Genomic DNA, 18,379 nt, shown 5'->3' on the forward strand with positions numbered 1-18,379 from the left:
TTATGGGCGATTATCGAACAAAATGGCACTCGGTGAATTGACGAGTTTTTAGCCACTGCGCACCATCGACTACGCAGCCTCATAGAAAAAATGACCCAGAACACACCATAAAAATTTCAAAAAACGGGTACGACCTCATGCCTTCGCAAACTCCCGCCGTGGCCGTGCGCCACAGCAATCCACACAGCGGCATCGGCGACAAAATCCGCGGCGCCATGGCCGTGGGCAAAACGCGCTGGGGCATGCTGGCCCTGGTGTTCTTCGCCACCACCCTGAACTACATTGATCGCGCCGCCCTGGGCGTGATGCAACCGATCCTGGCCAAGGAGATGAGCTGGACGGCGATGGACTACGCCAACATCAACTTTTGGTTTCAGGTCGGCTATGCCATCGGCTTTGTGCTGCAAGGTCGCTTGATCGACCGCGTCGGCGTGAAGCGCGTGTTCTTCTGCGCAGTGCTGTTATGGAGCCTGGCCACCGGCGCCCACGGCCTGGCCACGTCGGCCGTAGGCTTTATGGTGTGCCGCTTTATCCTCGGGCTCACCGAAGCCGCCAACTACCCCGCCTGCGTCAAGACCACGCGGTTGTGGTTCCCGGCCGGTGAGCGCGCGGTGGCCACCGGTATCTTCAACGCCGGTACCAACGTGGGCGCGATGATGACGCCGATGCTGCTGCCGTTGATCCTCCACGTGTGGGGCTGGCAAGCGGCGTTCCTGTGCATGGCCTCGCTGGGCCTGATCTGGCTGGTGTTTTGGGGTTTGAAGTACTACAACCCGGAAGAGCATCCGACGGTCAAACAATCCGAATTGGACTACGTGCAACAGGAAGTCGAACCGGAGCAACCGAGCGTGCCCTTCAGCCGCATCCTGCGCATGCGCGGCACCTGGGCCTTCGCCCTCGCTTACGCAATGACCGCGCCGGTGTTCTGGTTCTACCTGTACTGGCTGCCGCCGTTTCTGAACCAGCAATACAACCTGGGCATCAACGTGACTCAGATGGGCATCCCGCTGATCATCATTTACCTGACAGCCGACTTCGGCAGCGTGGGTGGGGGGATTCTGTCGTCGTTCCTGATCGGCCGTGGGATGAATCCGATCAAGGCACGGCTGTTGTCGATGCTGCTGTTCGCCTGCTGCATCATCGGCGTAATCATGGCCGCCGGCTCCAGCCAGCTGTGGGTCGCAGTGTTCGCCATCTCCCTGGCCATTGGCGCGCACCAGGCCTGGACCGCCAACATCTGGAGCCTGGTGATGGACTACACGCCCAAGCACATGATGAGCACGGTGTTCGGTTTCGGCGGTATGTGCGCGGCCATCGGCGGCATGTTCATGACCCAGATCGTCGGCCATATCCTCACGGTCACGAACAACAACTACACCGTGCTGTTCACCCTGATCCCGGCGATGTACTTCATTGCGCTGACCTGGATGTACTTCATGGCGCCGCGCAAGATTCCTACCGTCGACGAGTGATTCAACGCCGCCGCTGCTGCCAGGCAGCGGCCAACCCGCTCATGCAGATCACCCCGATGCCGACCACCGTGGTCAAGTCGGGGGTATGGTTGAACACCAGCCAGCCCAACAACCCCGCAAACACGATCTGGCAATAGCCGAACGGCGCCAGCAAGGCCGGCGCCGCGAAGCGGAAGGCCTGGGTCAACATCAAGTGGGCGGTCATCCCGCACGTGCCCAGCGCCAGCATCATCACGCCATGCCACAGCGAGGGCAGCTGCCAGAAGAACGGCACCATTGCACTCATCACCAAGGTATTGCACAGCCCGGCGAAAAAGTTGCTGGTGGTCGGCGTATCGTATTGGCTGAGGATGCGCGTGAGCAGTTGGTAGAAGCAGAAGAACAGCGCCGAACACAGCGGCAGCAGCACCGCAGGCGTGAACAGCTCACCGCCGGGGTGGATGATGATGAGCACCCCGACAAACCCGCAGATCACCGCCAGCCATTGGCCGCGCGTCACGTGTTCACCGAGCAAGGGCACCGACAGCGCCGTCACCAGGATCGGCGCCAAGAAGTTCACCGCCGTAGCTTCCGCCAACGGGATGAAATGCAGCGCCGCGGTAAAAAACAGGCTGGTGCCCAACAAGCACAACGCCCGCACCACCTGCATGCCCGGCCGCTTGCTGCGCAGCACACGCAAGCCTGATTGCGGCAAGAAAATGCCAGCCATCAACAAGGTGTGCACCAGGTAACGCGCCCACACCACCATCACAATCGGATAGAACCCGGCCAGGTATTTGGACAAGGCGTCGTGGCTGGAAAAAAGGAACGTCGCCACCACAATCAGCAGAATGCCTTTTAAGGGATGGTTGACGCCGGAAAGGGGTGTGCTGACAGTCATTGAATTCTCTTGCATGGCGGGTTGAACCCAGAGCACTGAACGCAATAGCACTCAACCCGGTAATCTAGCAGCCGGGCTTGCGTCTGCCCCAAGAGCATAACCAAACACCGTGCGAACAGCGCACTAAATCACGGGATTTGAGTCCAACGCTGCACGCTCCCCCGTGCGTTGTACACTTTTTAACCAAGGCCTTGCTGCTATGAAAAAAACACTCTTTGTGCTTTCTGCCCTCGCCCTGCTCACCGCTTGTAACCAAGAGCCCAAGGAAGCGCCCAAACCCGCTCCGGCCTCGGTACAAGCCACCCTGGTACCGGCCACCCCGCCCACCGACAAATGGGTCGGCAAGTGGATCGGCGTCGAAGGCCTGAACCTGACGATCGCCAAGGACGACAGCATCGGCCGTGGCCATTACCTTTTAACCATGCAATACGGCCTCGACGCCGACGACTCCGGCACCTTCAAAGGTGAAGCCAACGAAGACGGCATCGCCTTTACCCGCCCGGACGGCCCGCAGCAGTTGAGCGCCGGCGACGGTGAAGCCACCGGCCTGAAATGGCTGGCGGATAAAAAGGATTGCCTGATCGTCGACACCGGCGAAGGTTACTGCCGCGACTGACTCGGCGTTGCTGACACAACGTTCATCTGGCGCCCCTGCCTGCACGGCCTGACAGCAGCGATACTAGGCGACTCTCGTCTCTTGTCGGACAGCCGGGCTGGCGCCATTCAAACGCACCAACAACACTGCTCTTAGAAAAGTGAGCACAGGATCAACGAGAGGATTGCCCCATGCTATGGAAAAAAGGCCGACGCAGCGACAACGTGGTAGATGCCCGCGATGACAGTGGCGGCGGTGGTGGTGGCGGCAAGGGCCTGAGCCTCACGGCCATCGTGCTGATCGTCGGAATCGGCTGGCTGACCGGCCAGGACCCACTGCAGATCCTCGGCCAGTTGACCGGCCAGGTCGAGCAAGCGCCCTCGGTAAGCACGCAATCGCGCCAGGCCCCACCGGCCAACGATGAGCAGGCCGATTTTGTACGCGCGGTACTGGGTGATACCGAAGACACCTGGGGCCAGGTGTTCAAGGAAAACGGGTTGGCCTATAAGAACCCGAAACTGATTTTGTTCCGTGGCCGGGTGAATTCCGCCTGCGGTGGCGCCACCTCGGCCAGCGGCCCGTTTTACTGCCCGGCTGACCAGCAGGTGTACCTGGACCTGGATTTCTTCCGGGAAATGTCGCAACGCTTCCAGGCCGCTGGCGATTTCGCCCAGGCCTACGTGATCGCCCACGAAGTCGGGCACCACGTGCAAACGTTGCTGGGCATCTCGGCCAAGATTCAAGCCGCGCGCCAGCAAGGCCGCCAAATGCAAGGCGACGGCGGCCTGCTGGTGCGCCAAGAACTGCAAGCCGACTGCTTCGCCGGGGTGTGGGCCAACCGTGCGCAAAAACGCCTGAACTGGCTGGAGCCCGGCGATATTGAAGAAGCACTGAATGCCGCCAACGCCATCGGTGATGACCGTTTGCAGCAACAGGGTCAGGGCCGCGTAGTGCCGGACTCGTTTACCCACGGCACCTCGGCACAGCGGGTTCGCTGGTTCAAGACCGGCTTCGCCCAGGGCCAGATCACTCAATGCGACACCTTTACAGCGAAGAGTCTTTAGATGAATAAACGATTGGGATTGCTGCTCGGCGTGATGATTGCCTGTTCCTCCTCCACCTGGGCCGCCGAGAAAGAGCATGGCGTCAAGGTGGTCAGCCCCAATCGTTTTCACCTGGACGCTGGCGACCTCAGCCTGGGCTTGAGCCAGGACTGGAACCAGCCACTGCCCAACGTCACCCGCGCGCTGATCATCGTGCATGGTCGTCTGCGCAACGCACAGACCTACCTGCAAAGCGGCGAAGATGCAGCCGAACACGCCGGGGTTGCCGCCAATACCCTGGTGATCGCGCCGCAGTTTCTCAATGAGTCAGACATAAAGCGCAACCACCTGGGCAACCAGGTGCTGCGCTGGAATGGCAACGACTGGATGGCCGGCGAGCCGTCCGTCGGCCCTGGCCAGCTCAGTTCCTACGGTGCGCTGGACCAGATTATCAAGCACCTAGGCAACCGCAACCTGTTCCCGGCGTTGAAACAAATCGCAGTCGCCGGCCACTCCGGCGGTGGCCAAGTGGTGCAGCGTTTCGCCCTCACCGGCCACGATCACCCGATGCTGCAAACCGAAGGCATCAGCCTGCGTTACGTGGTGGCCAATCCATCGTCCTACGCCTACTTCAGCCCACAGCGCCCGGTGAAATTCGACGCGGCCAGTTGCCCAGGCTTCAACGACTGGAAGTACGGCATGCAAAACCTGCCGGACTACGCCAAAGGCCAGAGTGCCCAGCAGCTTGAACAGGCTTACGTGTCACGCGACATCACCTACCTGCTCGGCCAGCAGGACACCGACCCTAACCACCCGGCGCTGGATAAAAGCTGCGAAGCCGAAACCCAAGGCGCGTACCGGTTGATTCGTGGGCATAACTCTTTTGACTACCTCAAGGCGCGCCATCCGCAACTGACCCACACGCTGGTGGAAGTGCCGGGGGTTGGGCATGACGGGGATGGGATGTTTACTTCGTCTGAGGGCGAGAACGTGTTGTTCCCGAAGTAAAAGTAGCTGACGAAACCGGATCAAAATGTGGGAGCGGGCTTGCTCGCGAATGCGCAGTTTCAGTCGACTCATCAGTGACTGATCCACCGCATTCGCGAGCAAGCCCGCTCCCACATTGGTTTTGTGGTGTTTGGTTTAAATCATCTGGCGCAGCGCCGCGCAATCCTGGGCATGCCAATCCGCCAACGCCGGCCACGGGTTCTGCGGCAAGTTAACCAACACCGTCTTGGCCCCTGCCGCCCGGCCGCAATCCAGGTCAAAGCGGTAATCCCCGACCATCACCATCTCACTGGGTGATACGTCCCAAGCCGCCGCCAGTTTCAACAGGCCACCCGGATCAGGCTTAGGCGGCGCATCGTCACGCCCCAGCACATCCTCGACAGCAAAGCAGTCCGCCAGGCCAATCGCTTCAAGGGTGATATGCGCTAACTCCCGCGCATTGCGGGTCAGGATACCCAGGCGATAACCGCGCCCAGCCAGCTCGCGAACCAGCTCCACCGCCCCCACAGCGGCAACCGAACCCAGCGCCAACTCGCGCTCATGCTCGAGCAGCCACGCATGCTTGGCGACCGCTACCTGCGCCGGCAATGCCGCCAGGTGCGTGAGAATGTCTTCCTCAGGCGGAATCTCCAACGCCACGCGAATTGCCGCAAAATCATGCACGGCCACCGTGAGGGTGCCGTCCATGTCAAACACCCAATGCTTAACGTCCGACAGGCTCACGCCCAATCCTTGCGATGGCGAATCAAGCCTTCCTGAGTCACCGAGGCCACCAGTTGCCCGGCGCGGTTGTACACGCTGCCGCGTGAGAAACCGCGCGAGTTACCGGCCCACGGGCTGTCCATGGCGTACAGCAACCAGTCATCGGCGCGCAGGTCGGCGTGGAACCACAGCGCGTGGTCGAGGCTGGCGACCTGCATGTCTTTCTGCCACACAGTCTTGCCGTGGGGCAGCAGCGAGGTGGTCAACAAGCCGAAGTCCGAGGCGTAGGCCAGCAGGTATTTATGCAGCGCCGGTGAGTCGGCCAGGGCGCCGTCGGCACGAAACCACACGTACTTCACCGGGTCGGACGGCTGTGGGTTGTACGGGTCTTTCTCAGTGACTGGGCGCACTTCGATCGGCTTGGGGCACAGCAGTTTTTCGCGCATGTGCTCAGGGATCAGATGTGCACGCTGCTGGGTCAGCTCCAGCTCCGACGGCAGGTTCTCCGGGCCGACCACCACGGGCATGGTGGTCTGGTGCTCAAAGCCTTGTTCGTCGTACTGGAACGAGGTGGTGCAGGTGAAGATCGGGTTGCCCTTCTGGATCGCGGTGACGCGACGCGTGCTGAAACTGCCGCCATCGCGCACGCGGTCCACCGAATACACCACCGGCAACGACGCATCGCCGGGGCGCAGGAAGTAACCATGCAGGGAATGCACGTGCCGCGCGGCTTCTACGGTCTGGCTGGCAGCCGACAGCGACTGGCCAAGCACCTGGCCGCCGAACAGTTGGCGAAAGCCCAGGTCCTGGCTGCGGCCGCGAAAGAGGTTTTCCTCGATCGGCTCCAGGGTCAGCAAGTCCACTAGATCTTCCAATACTTGGCTCATAGAGCAACTCCTACAACAATCGATAGGGCATTCCGGGCTGCTTATCCGTGCAGCGTGTCCAACCATTGGGCGCGGGTGATGCGGTACAAAACATGATGGCGCAGCGGGTCATCGGCTGCGACCTTGGGGTGTTCAAAATCTGCCTGCGGATCGTAATGCATACCGATGGCCTGCATGACTTTTTGTGACGGCAGATTGGTTTCAGTGGTGAAGGCGAGGATTTCATTCAATTGCAGTCGGTCAAAACCACAGCGCAGCGCGGTCCAGGCCGCTTCACTGGCGTAACCCAGGCCCCAATGCTCGCGGGCCAGGCGCCAGCCGATTTCTACCGCCGGGGTAAAGTCTGCTTCAAAGCTGACATTCATCAGCCCGGTCAGGCCAATAAATTCGCCAGTGTCCTTACGCTGCAAGGCCCATAGGCCAAAGCCGTATTCGGCGAAATGCCCGCGAATCCGGCCGATCAGGGCGGCGCTTTCCAAATGATTCAGCTTGGCTGGGAAATAACGCATCACCTGCGGGTCGGCACACATGCGCGCAAATTCCGGCAAGTCGCTGTCGCGCCATTGGCGCATCAGCAAGCGCGCGCTTTCCAATTCCAGTATCGGCTCCATGGGTCCCCTCCCTTGCCATGTGCGTGAGTGTACAGCGCTGTTAAGATCCTTCGCAGGTTCCCGTCAGAAAATCCCATGCCCTTGCCCTTGATCTACCACGATGACTACAGCCCCGAGTTCCCGGCGGACCACCGGTTCCCGATGGACAAGTTTCGCCTGTTGCGCGACCACTTGGTGGACAGCGGCCTGACCGAGGACAGCCAATTGCTGCGCCCCGAGCTCTGCCCGGCAGAGGTTCTGGCCCTGGCGCATGAACCTGGGTATATCGAACGCTACATGAGCGGCGCGTTGTCCCGTGAAGACCAGCGGCGTCTCGGCCTGCCTTGGAACGAGGCCCTGGCCCGGCGCACTGTGCGCGCGGTCGGCGGCTCGATACTGGCCGCCGAACAGGCGCTGGAACACGGCTTAGCCTGTCACTTGGCCGGCGGCACCCACCACGCCCACTACGATTACCCAGCGGGCTTTTGCATCTTCAATGACCTGGCGGTGATCAGCCATTACCTGCTGGCCAGCGGGCGGGTCAACCGCGTGCTGATCTTCGACTGCGACGTGCACCAGGGCGATGGCACCGCGCGCATTCTCCACGACACGCCGGACGCCATCACCGTGTCGCTGCACTGCGAAAAGAACTTCCCCGCGCGCAAAGCCCAAAGCGACTGGGACATCCCGCTGCCCATGGGCATGGGCGATGCTGATTACCTTAACGTCGTGGACGATGCGCTCAACTACCTGCTGCCGCTCTACCAGCCCGACCTGGTGCTGTACGACGCCGGCGTTGATGTGCATAAAGATGACGCCCTCGGTTACCTCAAGCTGACAGACGCAGGCGTCGCCGCCCGTGATGAAGCCGTAATGCGCCATTGCCTGGGCCGCGATATTCCAGTGATGGGCGTAATCGGCGGCGGCTACAGCAAGGACCGCCCTGCCCTGGCCCGCCGCCACGGCATCCTGCACCACAGTGCACAACGGGTGTGGACGTCATCAGGCTGTCATTGAACTGTGCGCGTTACCCACAATGCCTGTGGAGCGGCCTGTGGATAACTTGAGCGTAAGCGCCTGAAAGCGAGTAGCCGCATGGCCTGCAGGAAAGTGTACATTTTTTGATCAGGCAGCCACGCTGGCGTCGGGTAGAATACCCGGCCTATTCAGCGACCGCAGTCTTGCCCATGCCTCAGACCCCCTCTCAACACGTCACTATTATCGGCGGCGGCCCTGCCGGGCTGATGGCCGCTGAAGTCTTGAGCCAAGCGGGCGTGCGGGTGGACCTGTATGACGGCATGCCCTCGGTGGGGCGCAAATTCCTGCTGGCGGGCGTAGGCGGCATGAACATTACCCACTCCGAAGCGTACCCGGCCTTTCTGTCGCGCTACGCCGAACGCGCGCCGCAGATGGCGCCGTTGCTACGCGCGTTTGGGTCCGAGGCATTGTGCGAATGGATTCACGGCCTGGGCATTCAAACCTTTGTCGGCACTTCCGGCCGCGTCTTTCCTACCGACATGAAAGCCGCCCCACTGCTGCGCGCGTGGCTCAAGCGCCTGCGCGATCAAGGCGTGGTTATCCACACCCGCCATCGCTGGGTAGGCTGGGCTGCCGACGGCGGTCTACTTATCCACAGCCCGGACGGTGAGAAAACTGTCCACAGCGACGCCGTGCTACTGGCCTTGGGCGGTGGCAGCTGGTCGCGCCTGGGTTCCGATGGCGCCTGGCTCAAATTGCTGGAAGACAAAGGCGTGCCCTACGCGCCATTGCAACCGAGCAATTGCGGCTTCGAAGTGTCGGCTTGGAGCGAATTGATGGTGAGCAAATTCGCCGGGGCGCCGTTGAAAAACGTCGCTATTGGCCTGGCGGATGACAAACCTCGGCTGGGGGAATGCGTGGTCACCGCCACCGGTATCGAGGGCAGTTTGATCTACGCACTGTCGGCGCCGGTTCGCGAAGCGATCAATCGTGACGGCTCAGCCACGGTGCATATCGACCTGCTGCCGAGCAAGCCGCTGGATAAAGTCCAGGCGGCATTGGCCAAGCCGCGTGGCTCACGCTCAATGAGCAAGCACTTGCACAGTCAGTTGGGCTTGGATGGGGTCAAGGCGGCGCTGTTGCGTGAACTGGCGCCCGCTGAGCACTTCAATGATCCGGCGCAGTTGGCGGTGGATATCAAAGCATTGCCGCTGACCTTGATAAAAACCCGGCCGATGGATGAAGCCATCAGCACGGCCGGTGGCGTGCCGTTCGAGGCGCTGGATGATCGGTTAATGCTCAAGCAACTGCCCGGCGTGTTTTGTGCCGGGGAGATGCTGGATTGGGAAGCGCCGACCGGCGGCTACCTACTGACAGGAAGCTTTGCCAGCGGGCGAGCGGCTGGGCGAGGGATGTTGGAGTGGCTTAAGCACTGAGGTCTGTGGCGAACTCAAAGCCGCCTTCGCGAGCAAGCCCGCTCCCACACTTGGAATGCATTTCAAATGTGGGAACGGGCTTGCTCGCGAAGAGGCCCTCAATAACGCCTCAAATCTTATTTTTTCTTACGCGGGCCAGTGTTGAAAACCGGCACCTTGCGCACCGGCTTAATCGACGGCTCAGCCGCCGCTGCATCCCCACTGTCCACCCACTTACCCAAATTGCGCTTGCCGCCGCCACCGCCCGATGCCTTAGGCTTCTTCGGTTTCTTCGGCTTCTTCACCACCTGCCCACTGGCATCGGTATCCGGCACACGATGCTCCGGCTCAAAGTCCGGCTCCATCTTGCGGGTCAGGGTCTGACGCGTGAGCATCTCGATGGCCGACAGCATGTTCACCTCATCGGCGCACACCAGCGAAATCGCCTCACCGGTATTGCCCGCGCGACCGGTACGGCCGATACGGTGGATGTAATCCTCAGCCACGATTGGCAGGTCAAAGTTGACCACCAGCGGCAAGTCTTCGATGTCCAGGCCGCGGGCCGCCACGTCGGTGGCCACCAGAATCTGCACGTCGCTGGATTTGAAACGGTCCAGTGCGCGCTGGCGGGTGGCTTGGGGTTTGTCGCCGTGGATGCCGTCGGCATTGATGCCCAGGCCTTGCAACTTATCCACCAGCGCATCCACGCCGTTACGGGTCTTGGCGAACACCAGCACCTGCTTCCAGCGGCCTTTGCGCATCAGGTGCACAAACAGCTCCGGCTTGCGCTTCTTGTCCACCGGCACCACCCACTGCTTCACAGTGCTGGCGGCGACGTTGCGCGGGCTGACTTCGACGGTCAGCGGGTCATTGAGCATCTGCCCGGCCAGCAGGCGAATTTCATCGGAGAAGGTCGCGGAGAACAGCAACGTCTGGCGCTTTTTCGGCAGCATGCGGTAGATGTTCGCCAGTTCTTCCGAGAAGCCCAGGTCGAGCATGCGGTCGGCTTCGTCCAGCACCAGGGTTTGCAGCTGGTTGAGTTTCAGCGCGTTCTGGCGGAACAGGTCGATCAGGCGGCCAGGCGTGGCCACCAGAATGTCGACGCCCTTGCGCAGCTTCATCATCTGCGGGTTGATGCTCACGCCGCCGTATACGGCGTAAGTGGTCAGCGGCAGGTGTTGGGCGTATTCGGCGACGCTGGCGTGAACCTGCTCGGCCAGCTCGCGGGTCGGGCACAGGATCAGCGCCCGCGCCGAGTTGGCGGCGACTTTCGGCCCTTCCATCGTCAGCAATTGCAGGAGCGGCAGGGCGAAACCTGCGGTCTTGCCGGTGCCGGTCTGGGCCGCGGCCATCAGGTCGCGACCGGCCAGAACCGCCGGAATGGCTTGCGCCTGCACCGGCGTCGGGGTCTGGTAGCCAAGCGTCTCAAGGGCGCGCAGCAAGGGTTCGATCAGGCCAAGGGTGGCGAAAGTCATGTGTTTACCGTAGGAAAAATTCAGCGCATAGGCGTAATGCGCCGCAGTTTACCTTATTTCCGGCTTGGGCTTGGGCTTGCGCCACTGAGGCAGGCTGATCAATAGCACCGCGCTGATGATCACCAGCATCGCCAAGGCTTCTTCCATACCGATGGTCTCGCCGACGAACACAATGCCCAATAACACCGCGACTGCCGGGTTCACATAGGCATAGCTGGTCGCTGCCGCCGGGCGCACATGCTTGAGCAAATACATATAAGCATTGAAGGCGATGATCGAGCCGAACACGGCCAGATACGCCAACGCCAGCCAGCCCTCAATCGGCGGGATGGAATGCAGTCGCTCACCGGTCAGCGCACTGCCCACCAGCAACAAGACACCGGCAATAATCATCTCGGCCGCGCTGGCCATGGCGCCCGGCGGCAACGGCAAATGCCGGCTCCATACCGAACCGAAGGCCCAGGAGGCCGCAGCAAACAGCAACAGCATCGCACCGGTCGGGCTCGATTGCAGGTTGGAGCCCATGTTGAGCATGGCGATACCGATTATCCCCAGTACCACCCCGGCCCATTCCAAGCGGGTATTGCGCGCGCCCCAGAAATACCCGCACAGCAAGGTGAACAACGGCACCGTCGCCACCGCCAGCGCGGCCACACCGGAGGCCACCCCCGTGTGCTCGGCCACCGTCACCGCGCCATTACCAAAGGTCAGCAGCAAAACGCCGATCTTGGCGGCGGCCTTCCACTGCACCCACGTCGGCGCAGGTGCGCCGCGCCAGCGCAAAAAGCCATACATCGCCACCCCCGCCACCAGGAATCGAATGCCACCGAGCATCAGCGGCGGCCAGTACTCAACACCGATTCGAATCACCAGGTAGGTAGAACCCCAGATCACATACAGCGCAAAAAAAGCGGCGATCAACGGCAAGGGAAAGCGACGTGGGCCAGGCATTGGGTAGCTCTGTGGCAGGAAATTGGAGGCTTATTCTAGAAAGGCAGCCCGATAAACTTAAGTTACAAAACCTGTTTAAAGCGCCCATACACTTTTCAAAACATGGTTATGAAGGCTATAACCCGTGCATTCGAAAGCCATGCGTTACTGGAGCCTTATCATGGACAAATACGACCGCATGCTCCTCAGCGCCCTGCTCGAAGACGGCCGCGCTTCCTACGCGCAACTGGCCCGCACCGTAAACCTCTCCGCCCCCGCAGTGGCTGAACGCGTGGCCAAGCTGGAAGCCAGCGGCGTGATCACCGGGTATCAGGCCAAGGTAGACCTGTCCAAAATCGGCTTGCCGATCCAGTGCGTCATCGAACTGCGGCTGACCAACCATGGCAGCCAGAAGGTGTACGACGCCCTGGCTGAAATTCCCGAGCTGACCGAGTGCCACCGGGTGACAGGCGACCCGTGCGTGATCATGCAGGCGGCAGTGGGCTCGATGCCGGAGTTGGAGAACCTGATCAATCGAGTGGCGAAGTTCGGGTTCAGCAAGACCTCGATTATTTTGTCCAGCGCGATAGAGCGGCGGGTGCCGTTGGGGCAGTTGGAGGCCAATGGCAAAAATGGCGGCTGATACACCGCCATCGCGGCGATGCGGCGACCCGACAAGCCCGCTCCCACAGTAGATTGCATCCAGCCCTGGCGAGCTCGGTCAAATGTGGGAGCTGGCTTGCCTGCGATAGCGTCAGCGGCCTCACTGCAAAATTGAGCGCTGAACGATCAAGTCGACAATCTGCTTGATGCTCGTGATGTGATCCCAATCCTCCTGAGTCGCCTGCAGGTTGAATTGCCACTTGATCTGCATGACGAAGCAGGTCAAATCGTCATCGATGATCTTGAAGTCATGGATGAAATCCGTATTTTCCGTCACTTGGCTTCGGTCAATAAAACCAATGATATCGACGAACAGTTGGATCACTTTTTCTGTGATCTCGGCTCTGGTAGGGCTACCTTCCACTTCTCGCCTCATAGGCACACTTACCAATACTGATTAAGTCAAAAACGGCTAACCCCACAGCAACGAAGGGAATGCCCCGCCCAATAATGCCAAATACCCGGACGGTGCCAAACGTTGCTTTTGCCATCCTAGCCATTGTTGGTTGCCTGATCAGTGTACGAGGGAAAAAGCGCATTCCAATGAGGCTGGCCAGGTTCGTCGTTTTACTGGAGCCAACGTGGACCCAAGTTCCCACGGCGATTTTGCTGATCGGTATGCCCGCCGCGCCAGTAAGAGCCGTTGCCGCCGTCAAACCGTAGTGTTGCTGTGTACATTTCCAGAGGTTGTCAACAGTGGTGTCAGGCACAGTGGAGTCCGCCTGAATGGGCCTGAGTAACGTGTAACTGGCGCCATGAGTCCAACCTGGCGAATGAGGTAAAAGCATGACTGCCGGGCAGCTTGTCATTGTGTTTCCCAAATGAAACGCCATGCTGGAAGTTGAGCCGAAATCGATGCCATTTTGCGCGAGTTCAAATTGGCTTTGCATGATTGCGGTGTGTAGATCGCTTTCCTGCATGACGTAGTTCCTTTACGTAAATGACAGGCGGGATGTTAGGTCGCAGCAAAGGGCGATGGAGGGGCGGAGGGAAAAATCAGAAAGGTCCGACAGTGCAATAGGGACTCCCCTACTGACTATTCAGAAAGAGCGTAAAAGGCCCCACAAACAGCTGATGTTTTAGTGGCCAGCAAGACTGATCCCTTTTATTTGCGGGAGGTTTCCGAGCGCCATTTCACGCCTTGTTCCGGCTGAATTCGGCCGCTAGTCTTCACCACGTCATCGGCCCTTCGGTGACCGGAAGTGCAAGCCGAAATTGGCGGAAGGAGAGCGTCAAAAGTCCCGGAGATTCAACATGGTCAAAGCAACCTCCGCTTCAACTGATACCCAGACAAACTTCCTCAGCGAAGACGCCCTGCTCAACCGCCGAGCCATCGACTACTACCTCAAAGCCTCCGCCCCGGACGCGCCCAACTTTGTTCTAAATGACAACCTGAGCTTCGAAGACGCCCTCGCCCATGCCGCCGACTTGCTGCATTGTGCGGTGGAGACGGTGCATGTTTCGAGAGATACGATCAGCGCGCAGCAGCGGGCGGTGATGCATTTGGTGGGGATGGCGAAGGAGGTGGTGGATCGGGCGTTGGAGTGTGTGCAGCCTCGATGAACAGCGCCTAACCCAATGTGGGAGCGGGCTTGCTCGCGAAGGCGGTGGGTCAGTCAATTTATCCGGCGACTGACACACTGCATTCGCGAGCAAGCCCGCTCCCACATTTGGAATTTCGGTGTTCTTGGAATTGTGACTGGCTTAGAACCCGCGGTGCTTCTTCAGATGTTCATTGATCTTCGCCGCCGGCACTTTCTGCAAGGTGCACAGCAGGTCGTGGGACAGTTCGCGCACCCCATGCGTACCGCGCAACTGCTCGGCCAGGTGCGCCGTGAGGTTGGCCGCCATCTCCGCATCCGCCATCGCCCGGTGAGCCTTGCCGGTGTGGGGCAGTTGGGCGTAGCTGTTGAGGGTGCCGAGTTTGTGGTTCGGCGCCGCCGGCATCAGGCGACGGGCCAGCAGCAGGGAACAGGCGAATTTTTGCAGGCGGGTGCGGCGGATCAGGCCCAGTTCGAAGTCCCAGAACTTCTGGTCGAACGCAGCATTGTGCGCCAGCAGTGGCGTGGTGCCGACGAACTCGTTGACTTCGTTCATCACCCGCTCGGCCGGAGGCGCGCTGCGCAACATGGCGTTGCTGATGCCGGTGAGTTGTTCGATAAAGCCCGGCACACGCACGCCGGCATTCATCAGGCTCTGGTAGCGGTCCACGATTTGGCCGCGCTCAAGGATAACCACCGCGATTTCCGTGGCCCGGCAGTGGCTGCTCGGGGTGATGCCGGTGGTTTCAAAGTCGATGACCGCTATACGTTCCAAACCTGTTCCAACTCCGTCTAACAATTTATTGAGCCGCCGCGCTTATTTGAGCAGCAGCGCGCCTTCGATCGGCACGTAGCGGCTGGCGGCGCGTATCAGCGAGTTGGCCGTCAGCCCCGGCACGCCGTAGGCCACGGCTTCGACGCCATGCTTTTGGATGATGCGGTCGAGCAGCATGTCGAAATCACCGTCGCCGGAGGCCAGCACCACTTCGTCGACGTGGTCGGCGGCGTCCATGATGTCGAGGGTGATGCCTACGTCCCAGTCGCCCTTGGCCGAGCCGTCGGCGCGCTGGATGTAGGGTTTGAGTTTTACCGTAAAGCCCAGGTTGCGCAGGATCTGCTGGAATTGCTGCTGCTTGCTGTCGCCACGGTCGATGGCATAGGCATAGGCCTCAACGATCTGGCCGCGCGAACTGATGTCAGCCCACAGGGCCGCATAGTTGAAGTGGCAGCCGTAGGCCTGACGCACGGTGTAGTAGAGGTTTTGTACATCGGCGAACACCGCAATTTTCTTCACCGCACTTCCTCATGACAGCCAGGCGCCAGCGCCCGGAAAGGCGCCAGTATGCCAGCCATAGGAAAGTTTCAGCGAAAAATCAGCCCGGGGCGACGAAGCGCCCCGGTTGAGTGCGGATCAGACGAAGGAGTCGTCGTCGCCAAAAGAGGAGGAATCGTCGGCATAGTCGTTGTCAGCGAAGCTGTCGGAGGCGTTGTCACTGCCCCAGTTGTCATTGCCGGCAAACTGCTGGTCGTCGTTGCCCCAGTTGCTGTTGTCACTGGCAGGCGCCGGTGCTTCGCGAATGATTTCTTCCACCACTTGCGGCTGTTGCGAGTTGTGGTTGAACAAGCTGCTGATGCCTTCGGCCAGCATCACGCCACCGGCCACGCCGGCGGCGGTTTTCAGCGCGCCACCGAGGAAGCCACTGCCGATCGGGGCGGCTGGCGCTGGCTGCGGTTGCTGATAGTTCTGCTGCGGCGCGGCGTAATTTTGCTGCGGCGCAGGCTGGCCAAACTGAGGCCGTGCCGGTTCACGCCAGCCACCCGATGAAGGCGGGGCGCTTTGCGCTGGCTGCGAATCGCGAGAACCGCCGCCACCAAAGATGCTCGACAGGAAACCACCGCTGCTCTGCGCAGGCTGCGCCGCCTGGGATTTGGCTTGTTGCAACTCGTCCTGCAACTGCTGGATCTGCTGCGCCTGTTGCTTGTTCTGCGCGTCGAGACTCTTGATCGCGTGCTCTTGCACCAGGATCGACTGGGTCATGTAGTACCCGGCGGCCGGTTGGCGAGTCATGTGCTCCTTGATCCGCGCTTCGGCCAGGGCGTCGCGGGGGGCTGAGTCCGTTTCGGCTTGTTGCAACCGTGAAAACAGTCCATCGATCAGGGTTTGCTCTTCGCTGTTCATGGCGACCTCGTTAGATTGCCGGTAAAAATCATGGGCCCGCCTGTACTCAAGCGAGCTACGCACTAGTTATGGGGCTGTTACCAGACGTTTCAATGGTCTTTACGCAAGGTTTACGTTTGCTTACGGCGAGTCATGATCGGTTAAAGTGTGGGCCTTGCTTTTAGGCCTGTGACGAACCAGATGAATCCGTTAGACGTATTGCGCGACTCTTTCCGTTTCACCCAACGTAACCTGGGTGCCATCGTCCAGCTGTGCCTGCCGTTGGTGATCCTCGAAGCCCTGCTGCAGCAAGTGCTCGACCACACGCTGGGCCCGGATGCCTTCCCCGGTTACAGCGTCATCGTGGGGTTGTTGGTGTACCCGCTGTACACCGGCGCCTTGATCCTGTTTCTGGATGCGCGCACCCGTGGCGAGTCGCCACGCACCAAGGATGTGTGGGCCATGGCCTTGGCGCTATGGCCACGTTACGCCCTGCTGACGGCACTCAGCACGTTGCTGATCCTGCTGGGCCTGTCGCTGTATTTCCTGCCGGGCCTGTGGCTGATGGTGGTGCTGGCGTTTGCCGAATACCTGTTGGTGCTGCGCGGCATGCCGGCGCTGGAGGCAATGAAAGAAAGCTTTCGCCTGACCCGTGGGCATTTCTGGCGAATCCTGGTGTGCCTGCTGTGCGTGATGACGCCGCTGTGGCTGCTCAAAGGCGCCAGCGTGGCGGCCTATCCTGATCCTGCGCCGCTGCTGGGCGTACTGATCGACAGCGCCCACAGCTTCCTGCAACTGTTTACCAGCGTGGTGCTGTTTCGTTTATTCATGCTGATCGGTGGCGATGCCGACGCGCGGTGATATGCTCCTGCCACTTCTGAAACGCTATAAGCCGAGCCGATGACACGTTTATTGCGCATCACCCTGTTTAGCCTGTTGATCATCGCGGCCCTGCTCACGGCCCTGATCTATAGCCTGACCTGGCGCCCCGTCGACAAAGAAACCCTGCCCGTGAGCTGCGTCGCGCCACGTGCGCCGACGCTGCTACCGGGGCAGGCGCTCAAGGTCATGACCTGGAACGTGCAATACCTGGCCGGCAAGAATTACGTATTCTGGTACGACACCGCCGACGGCAGCGGCCCGGACGACCGCCCGACCGTGGAAGACATGGCCTCAAGCCTGGACGAAGTGGCCCGCGTGATTCGCGACGAACAACCCGACATCCTGCTGTTGCAGGAACTCGACGAAGGCGCCAAATCGTCCCACTACCAGGACCAGGTGGCCTTGCTTCAGGAACGCTTGGTCGACCTCTACCCGTGCAGCGCCCAGGCCTTCGACTGGAAAGCCGATTTTGTGCCCAACCTGCATATCTTCGGCAGCGTCGGCCGCAAGCTGGTGACACTGAGCCGTTACCAGATCGAACACGCCGAACGCCTGCAACTGCCTGCGTCCCCGGCCAACTTCATCAGCCGCCAGTTCCAACCCAAACCGGCCTTGTTGCTGACCTACTTGCCCTTGAGCGATGGCGGCCAACTGGCGGTGCTCAATACCCGCCTGGATGGCGACGTGCCTGGGCGGTCGGCAGTGCAGGAACAGGCTAAAGCCACGGTGAAGCTGCTGGACAAGTTCGAAGGTCGTGGCACGCCATGGCTGATCGGTGGGGATTTCAACCTGCTGCCACTGGGGCAATTTCTACGCCTGGACGCGAGTAAGCGCGGCCAGTATTCACCGGACAGTGAGCTGCATCTTCTGTGGGACAAATACCCAATGATTCCGAGTAACAGCGAATCCAGTGGGATTGATCGTGAGAAATGGCTGACGAATTTTCCGAATGATCCGAGTGTAGATGGCCCGGATCGTACGTTGGATTACCTGTTCTATAGCCCACGGATCAAGCGGGTGGAGGCCAAGGTGCGGCAGGCGGATACGTTGCGCATCTCCAACCATTTACCGGTGATTGCGCGGTTCCTGCTGCCGGCCGCTCAGTAAGCAACATCATGGGACCCAATGTGGGCGCAAGCCCGCTCCCACATTTAATCTCC

21 protein-coding genes are annotated in these 18,379 nt (G+C 60.4%); 10 read left to right on the forward strand and 11 right to left on the reverse strand.

The features are described 5' to 3' along the window. Positions 1-137: 137 nt before the first annotated feature. Positions 138-1,472 carry an MFS transporter gene (locus tag E0F99_RS09875; RefSeq protein ID WP_083356657.1) on the forward strand — a complete coding sequence of 445 codons (1,335 nt, stop codon included), beginning with the start codon at positions 138-140 and terminating at the stop codon, positions 1,470-1,472. Between the two features lies 1 nt (position 1,473). Here E0F99_RS09875 and E0F99_RS09880 read toward each other — a convergent pair whose 3' ends face one another. Further along, positions 1,474-2,352 carry a DMT family transporter gene (locus E0F99_RS09880; protein ID WP_083356656.1) on the reverse strand — a complete coding sequence of 293 codons (879 nt, stop codon included), beginning with the start codon at positions 2,350-2,352 and terminating at the stop codon, positions 1,474-1,476. Positions 2,353-2,551: 199 nt separating this feature from the next. Here E0F99_RS09880 and E0F99_RS09885 point away from each other — a divergent pair, with 199 nt between their 5' ends. From E0F99_RS09885 to E0F99_RS09895, 3 genes are all read left to right on the forward strand, one after another. Then, a complete protein-coding gene (locus tag E0F99_RS09885) occupies positions 2,552-2,968 on the forward strand; it encodes a membrane lipoprotein lipid attachment site-containing protein (RefSeq protein ID WP_083356655.1) in 417 nt (138 codons plus the stop codon). A gap of 170 nt (positions 2,969-3,138) precedes the next feature. After that, positions 3,139-4,011 carry a KPN_02809 family neutral zinc metallopeptidase gene (gene ypfJ / locus E0F99_RS09890; RefSeq protein ID WP_083356654.1) on the forward strand — a complete coding sequence of 291 codons (873 nt, stop codon included), beginning with the start codon at positions 3,139-3,141 and terminating at the stop codon, positions 4,009-4,011. After that, on the forward strand, positions 4,012-4,998 hold the full coding sequence (locus E0F99_RS09895) for an alpha/beta hydrolase (protein ID WP_130908756.1): 987 nt from the start codon (positions 4,012-4,014) through the stop codon (positions 4,996-4,998). Positions 4,999-5,133: 135 nt separating this feature from the next. Here E0F99_RS09895 and E0F99_RS09900 read toward each other — a convergent pair whose 3' ends face one another. Genes E0F99_RS09900 through E0F99_RS09910 form a run of 3 tightly spaced genes read right to left on the reverse strand, consistent with a single transcriptional unit; the run spans position 5,134 to position 7,198 of the window. Further along, positions 5,134-5,721, reverse strand: a complete 588-nt coding sequence (locus tag E0F99_RS09900) for an HAD family hydrolase (protein WP_083356652.1) — start codon at positions 5,719-5,721, stop codon at positions 5,134-5,136. Continuing rightward, positions 5,718-6,587 carry an acyl-CoA thioesterase II gene (gene tesB, locus E0F99_RS09905; protein ID WP_083356651.1) on the reverse strand — a complete coding sequence of 290 codons (870 nt, stop codon included), beginning with the start codon at positions 6,585-6,587 and terminating at the stop codon, positions 5,718-5,720. Before tesB ends, E0F99_RS09900 begins: the two co-directional genes overlap by 4 nt. Positions 6,588-6,628: 41 nt before the next feature. Then, the gene (locus E0F99_RS09910; protein WP_083356650.1) at positions 6,629-7,198 is read right to left on the reverse strand and encodes a GNAT family N-acetyltransferase; all 570 of its coding nucleotides are present in this window, start codon (positions 7,196-7,198) and stop codon (positions 6,629-6,631) included. Between the two features lie 75 nt (positions 7,199-7,273). On the opposite strand from E0F99_RS09910, the gene E0F99_RS09915 reads away from it, so the two are divergent. Beyond that, positions 7,274-8,194, forward strand: coding sequence for a histone deacetylase family protein (locus E0F99_RS09915; protein ID WP_083356649.1), 921 nt, complete (start codon positions 7,274-7,276; stop codon positions 8,192-8,194). 170 nt (positions 8,195-8,364) lie between these two features. Continuing rightward, positions 8,365-9,591 (forward strand): TIGR03862 family flavoprotein, encoded by a 1,227-nt coding sequence (locus tag E0F99_RS09920; protein ID WP_083356648.1) that lies wholly within the window; start codon positions 8,365-8,367, stop codon positions 9,589-9,591. Between the two features lie 116 nt (positions 9,592-9,707). Here the strand turns inward: E0F99_RS09920 and rhlE1 are convergent, their stop codons facing one another. Next, entirely contained in the window at positions 9,708-11,045 is a 1,338-nt protein-coding gene (gene rhlE1, locus E0F99_RS09925; RefSeq protein ID WP_083356647.1) for an RNA helicase RhlE1, read from the reverse strand. A gap of 48 nt (positions 11,046-11,093) precedes the next feature. Further along, entirely contained in the window at positions 11,094-11,996 is a 903-nt protein-coding gene (gene yedA / locus E0F99_RS09930) for a drug/metabolite exporter YedA (RefSeq protein WP_083356646.1), read from the reverse strand. A gap of 160 nt (positions 11,997-12,156) precedes the next feature. Between yedA and E0F99_RS09935 the strand changes: the two genes are divergently transcribed. After that, a complete protein-coding gene (locus E0F99_RS09935) occupies positions 12,157-12,618 on the forward strand; it encodes an Lrp/AsnC family transcriptional regulator (RefSeq protein WP_083356645.1) in 462 nt (153 codons plus the stop codon). 120 nt (positions 12,619-12,738) lie between these two features. On the opposite strand, the gene E0F99_RS09940 is transcribed toward E0F99_RS09935, so the two are convergent. After that, a complete protein-coding gene (locus E0F99_RS09940) occupies positions 12,739-13,002 on the reverse strand; it encodes an acyl carrier protein (protein ID WP_064454251.1) in 264 nt (87 codons plus the stop codon). Next, positions 12,992-13,558: a hypothetical protein gene (locus tag E0F99_RS09945; RefSeq protein ID WP_083356644.1), complete on the reverse strand. Its 567-nt coding sequence runs from the start codon at positions 13,556-13,558 to the stop codon at positions 12,992-12,994. The genes E0F99_RS09940 and E0F99_RS09945 overlap by 11 nt, the downstream gene beginning before the upstream one ends. A gap of 334 nt (positions 13,559-13,892) precedes the next feature. Between E0F99_RS09945 and E0F99_RS09950 the strand changes: the two genes are divergently transcribed. Next, positions 13,893-14,201 carry a DUF3077 domain-containing protein gene (locus tag E0F99_RS09950; RefSeq protein ID WP_083356643.1) on the forward strand — a complete coding sequence of 103 codons (309 nt, stop codon included), beginning with the start codon at positions 13,893-13,895 and terminating at the stop codon, positions 14,199-14,201. A gap of 141 nt (positions 14,202-14,342) precedes the next feature. On the opposite strand, the gene E0F99_RS09955 is transcribed toward E0F99_RS09950, so the two are convergent. From E0F99_RS09955 to E0F99_RS09965, 3 genes are all read right to left on the reverse strand, one after another. Further along, a complete protein-coding gene (locus tag E0F99_RS09955) occupies positions 14,343-14,954 on the reverse strand; it encodes a 3'-5' exonuclease (protein WP_083356642.1) in 612 nt (203 codons plus the stop codon). 42 nt (positions 14,955-14,996) lie between these two features. Beyond that, positions 14,997-15,473 carry a LabA-like NYN domain-containing protein gene (locus tag E0F99_RS09960; protein WP_083356641.1) on the reverse strand — a complete coding sequence of 159 codons (477 nt, stop codon included), beginning with the start codon at positions 15,471-15,473 and terminating at the stop codon, positions 14,997-14,999. Positions 15,474-15,590: 117 nt separating this feature from the next. Next, the gene (locus tag E0F99_RS09965; protein ID WP_083356640.1) at positions 15,591-16,358 is read right to left on the reverse strand and encodes a DUF2076 domain-containing protein; all 768 of its coding nucleotides are present in this window, start codon (positions 16,356-16,358) and stop codon (positions 15,591-15,593) included. A 180-nt stretch (positions 16,359-16,538) separates the two neighbouring features. Between E0F99_RS09965 and E0F99_RS09970 the strand changes: the two genes are divergently transcribed. Both E0F99_RS09970 and E0F99_RS09975 read left to right on the forward strand, forming a co-directional pair. Continuing rightward, positions 16,539-17,198, forward strand: coding sequence for a YciC family protein (locus E0F99_RS09970; RefSeq protein ID WP_083356639.1), 660 nt, complete (start codon positions 16,539-16,541; stop codon positions 17,196-17,198). A gap of 39 nt (positions 17,199-17,237) precedes the next feature. Beyond that, the gene (locus E0F99_RS09975) at positions 17,238-18,326 is read left to right on the forward strand and encodes an endonuclease/exonuclease/phosphatase family protein (protein WP_083356638.1); all 1,089 of its coding nucleotides are present in this window, start codon (positions 17,238-17,240) and stop codon (positions 18,324-18,326) included. Positions 18,327-18,379: the final 53 nt, after the last annotated feature.

The sequence above is a fragment of the Pseudomonas antarctica genome, assembly GCF_900624995.1.
In the GTDB taxonomy this organism is placed as follows: Bacteria; Pseudomonadota; Gammaproteobacteria; order Pseudomonadales; family Pseudomonadaceae; genus Aquipseudomonas; species Aquipseudomonas antarctica.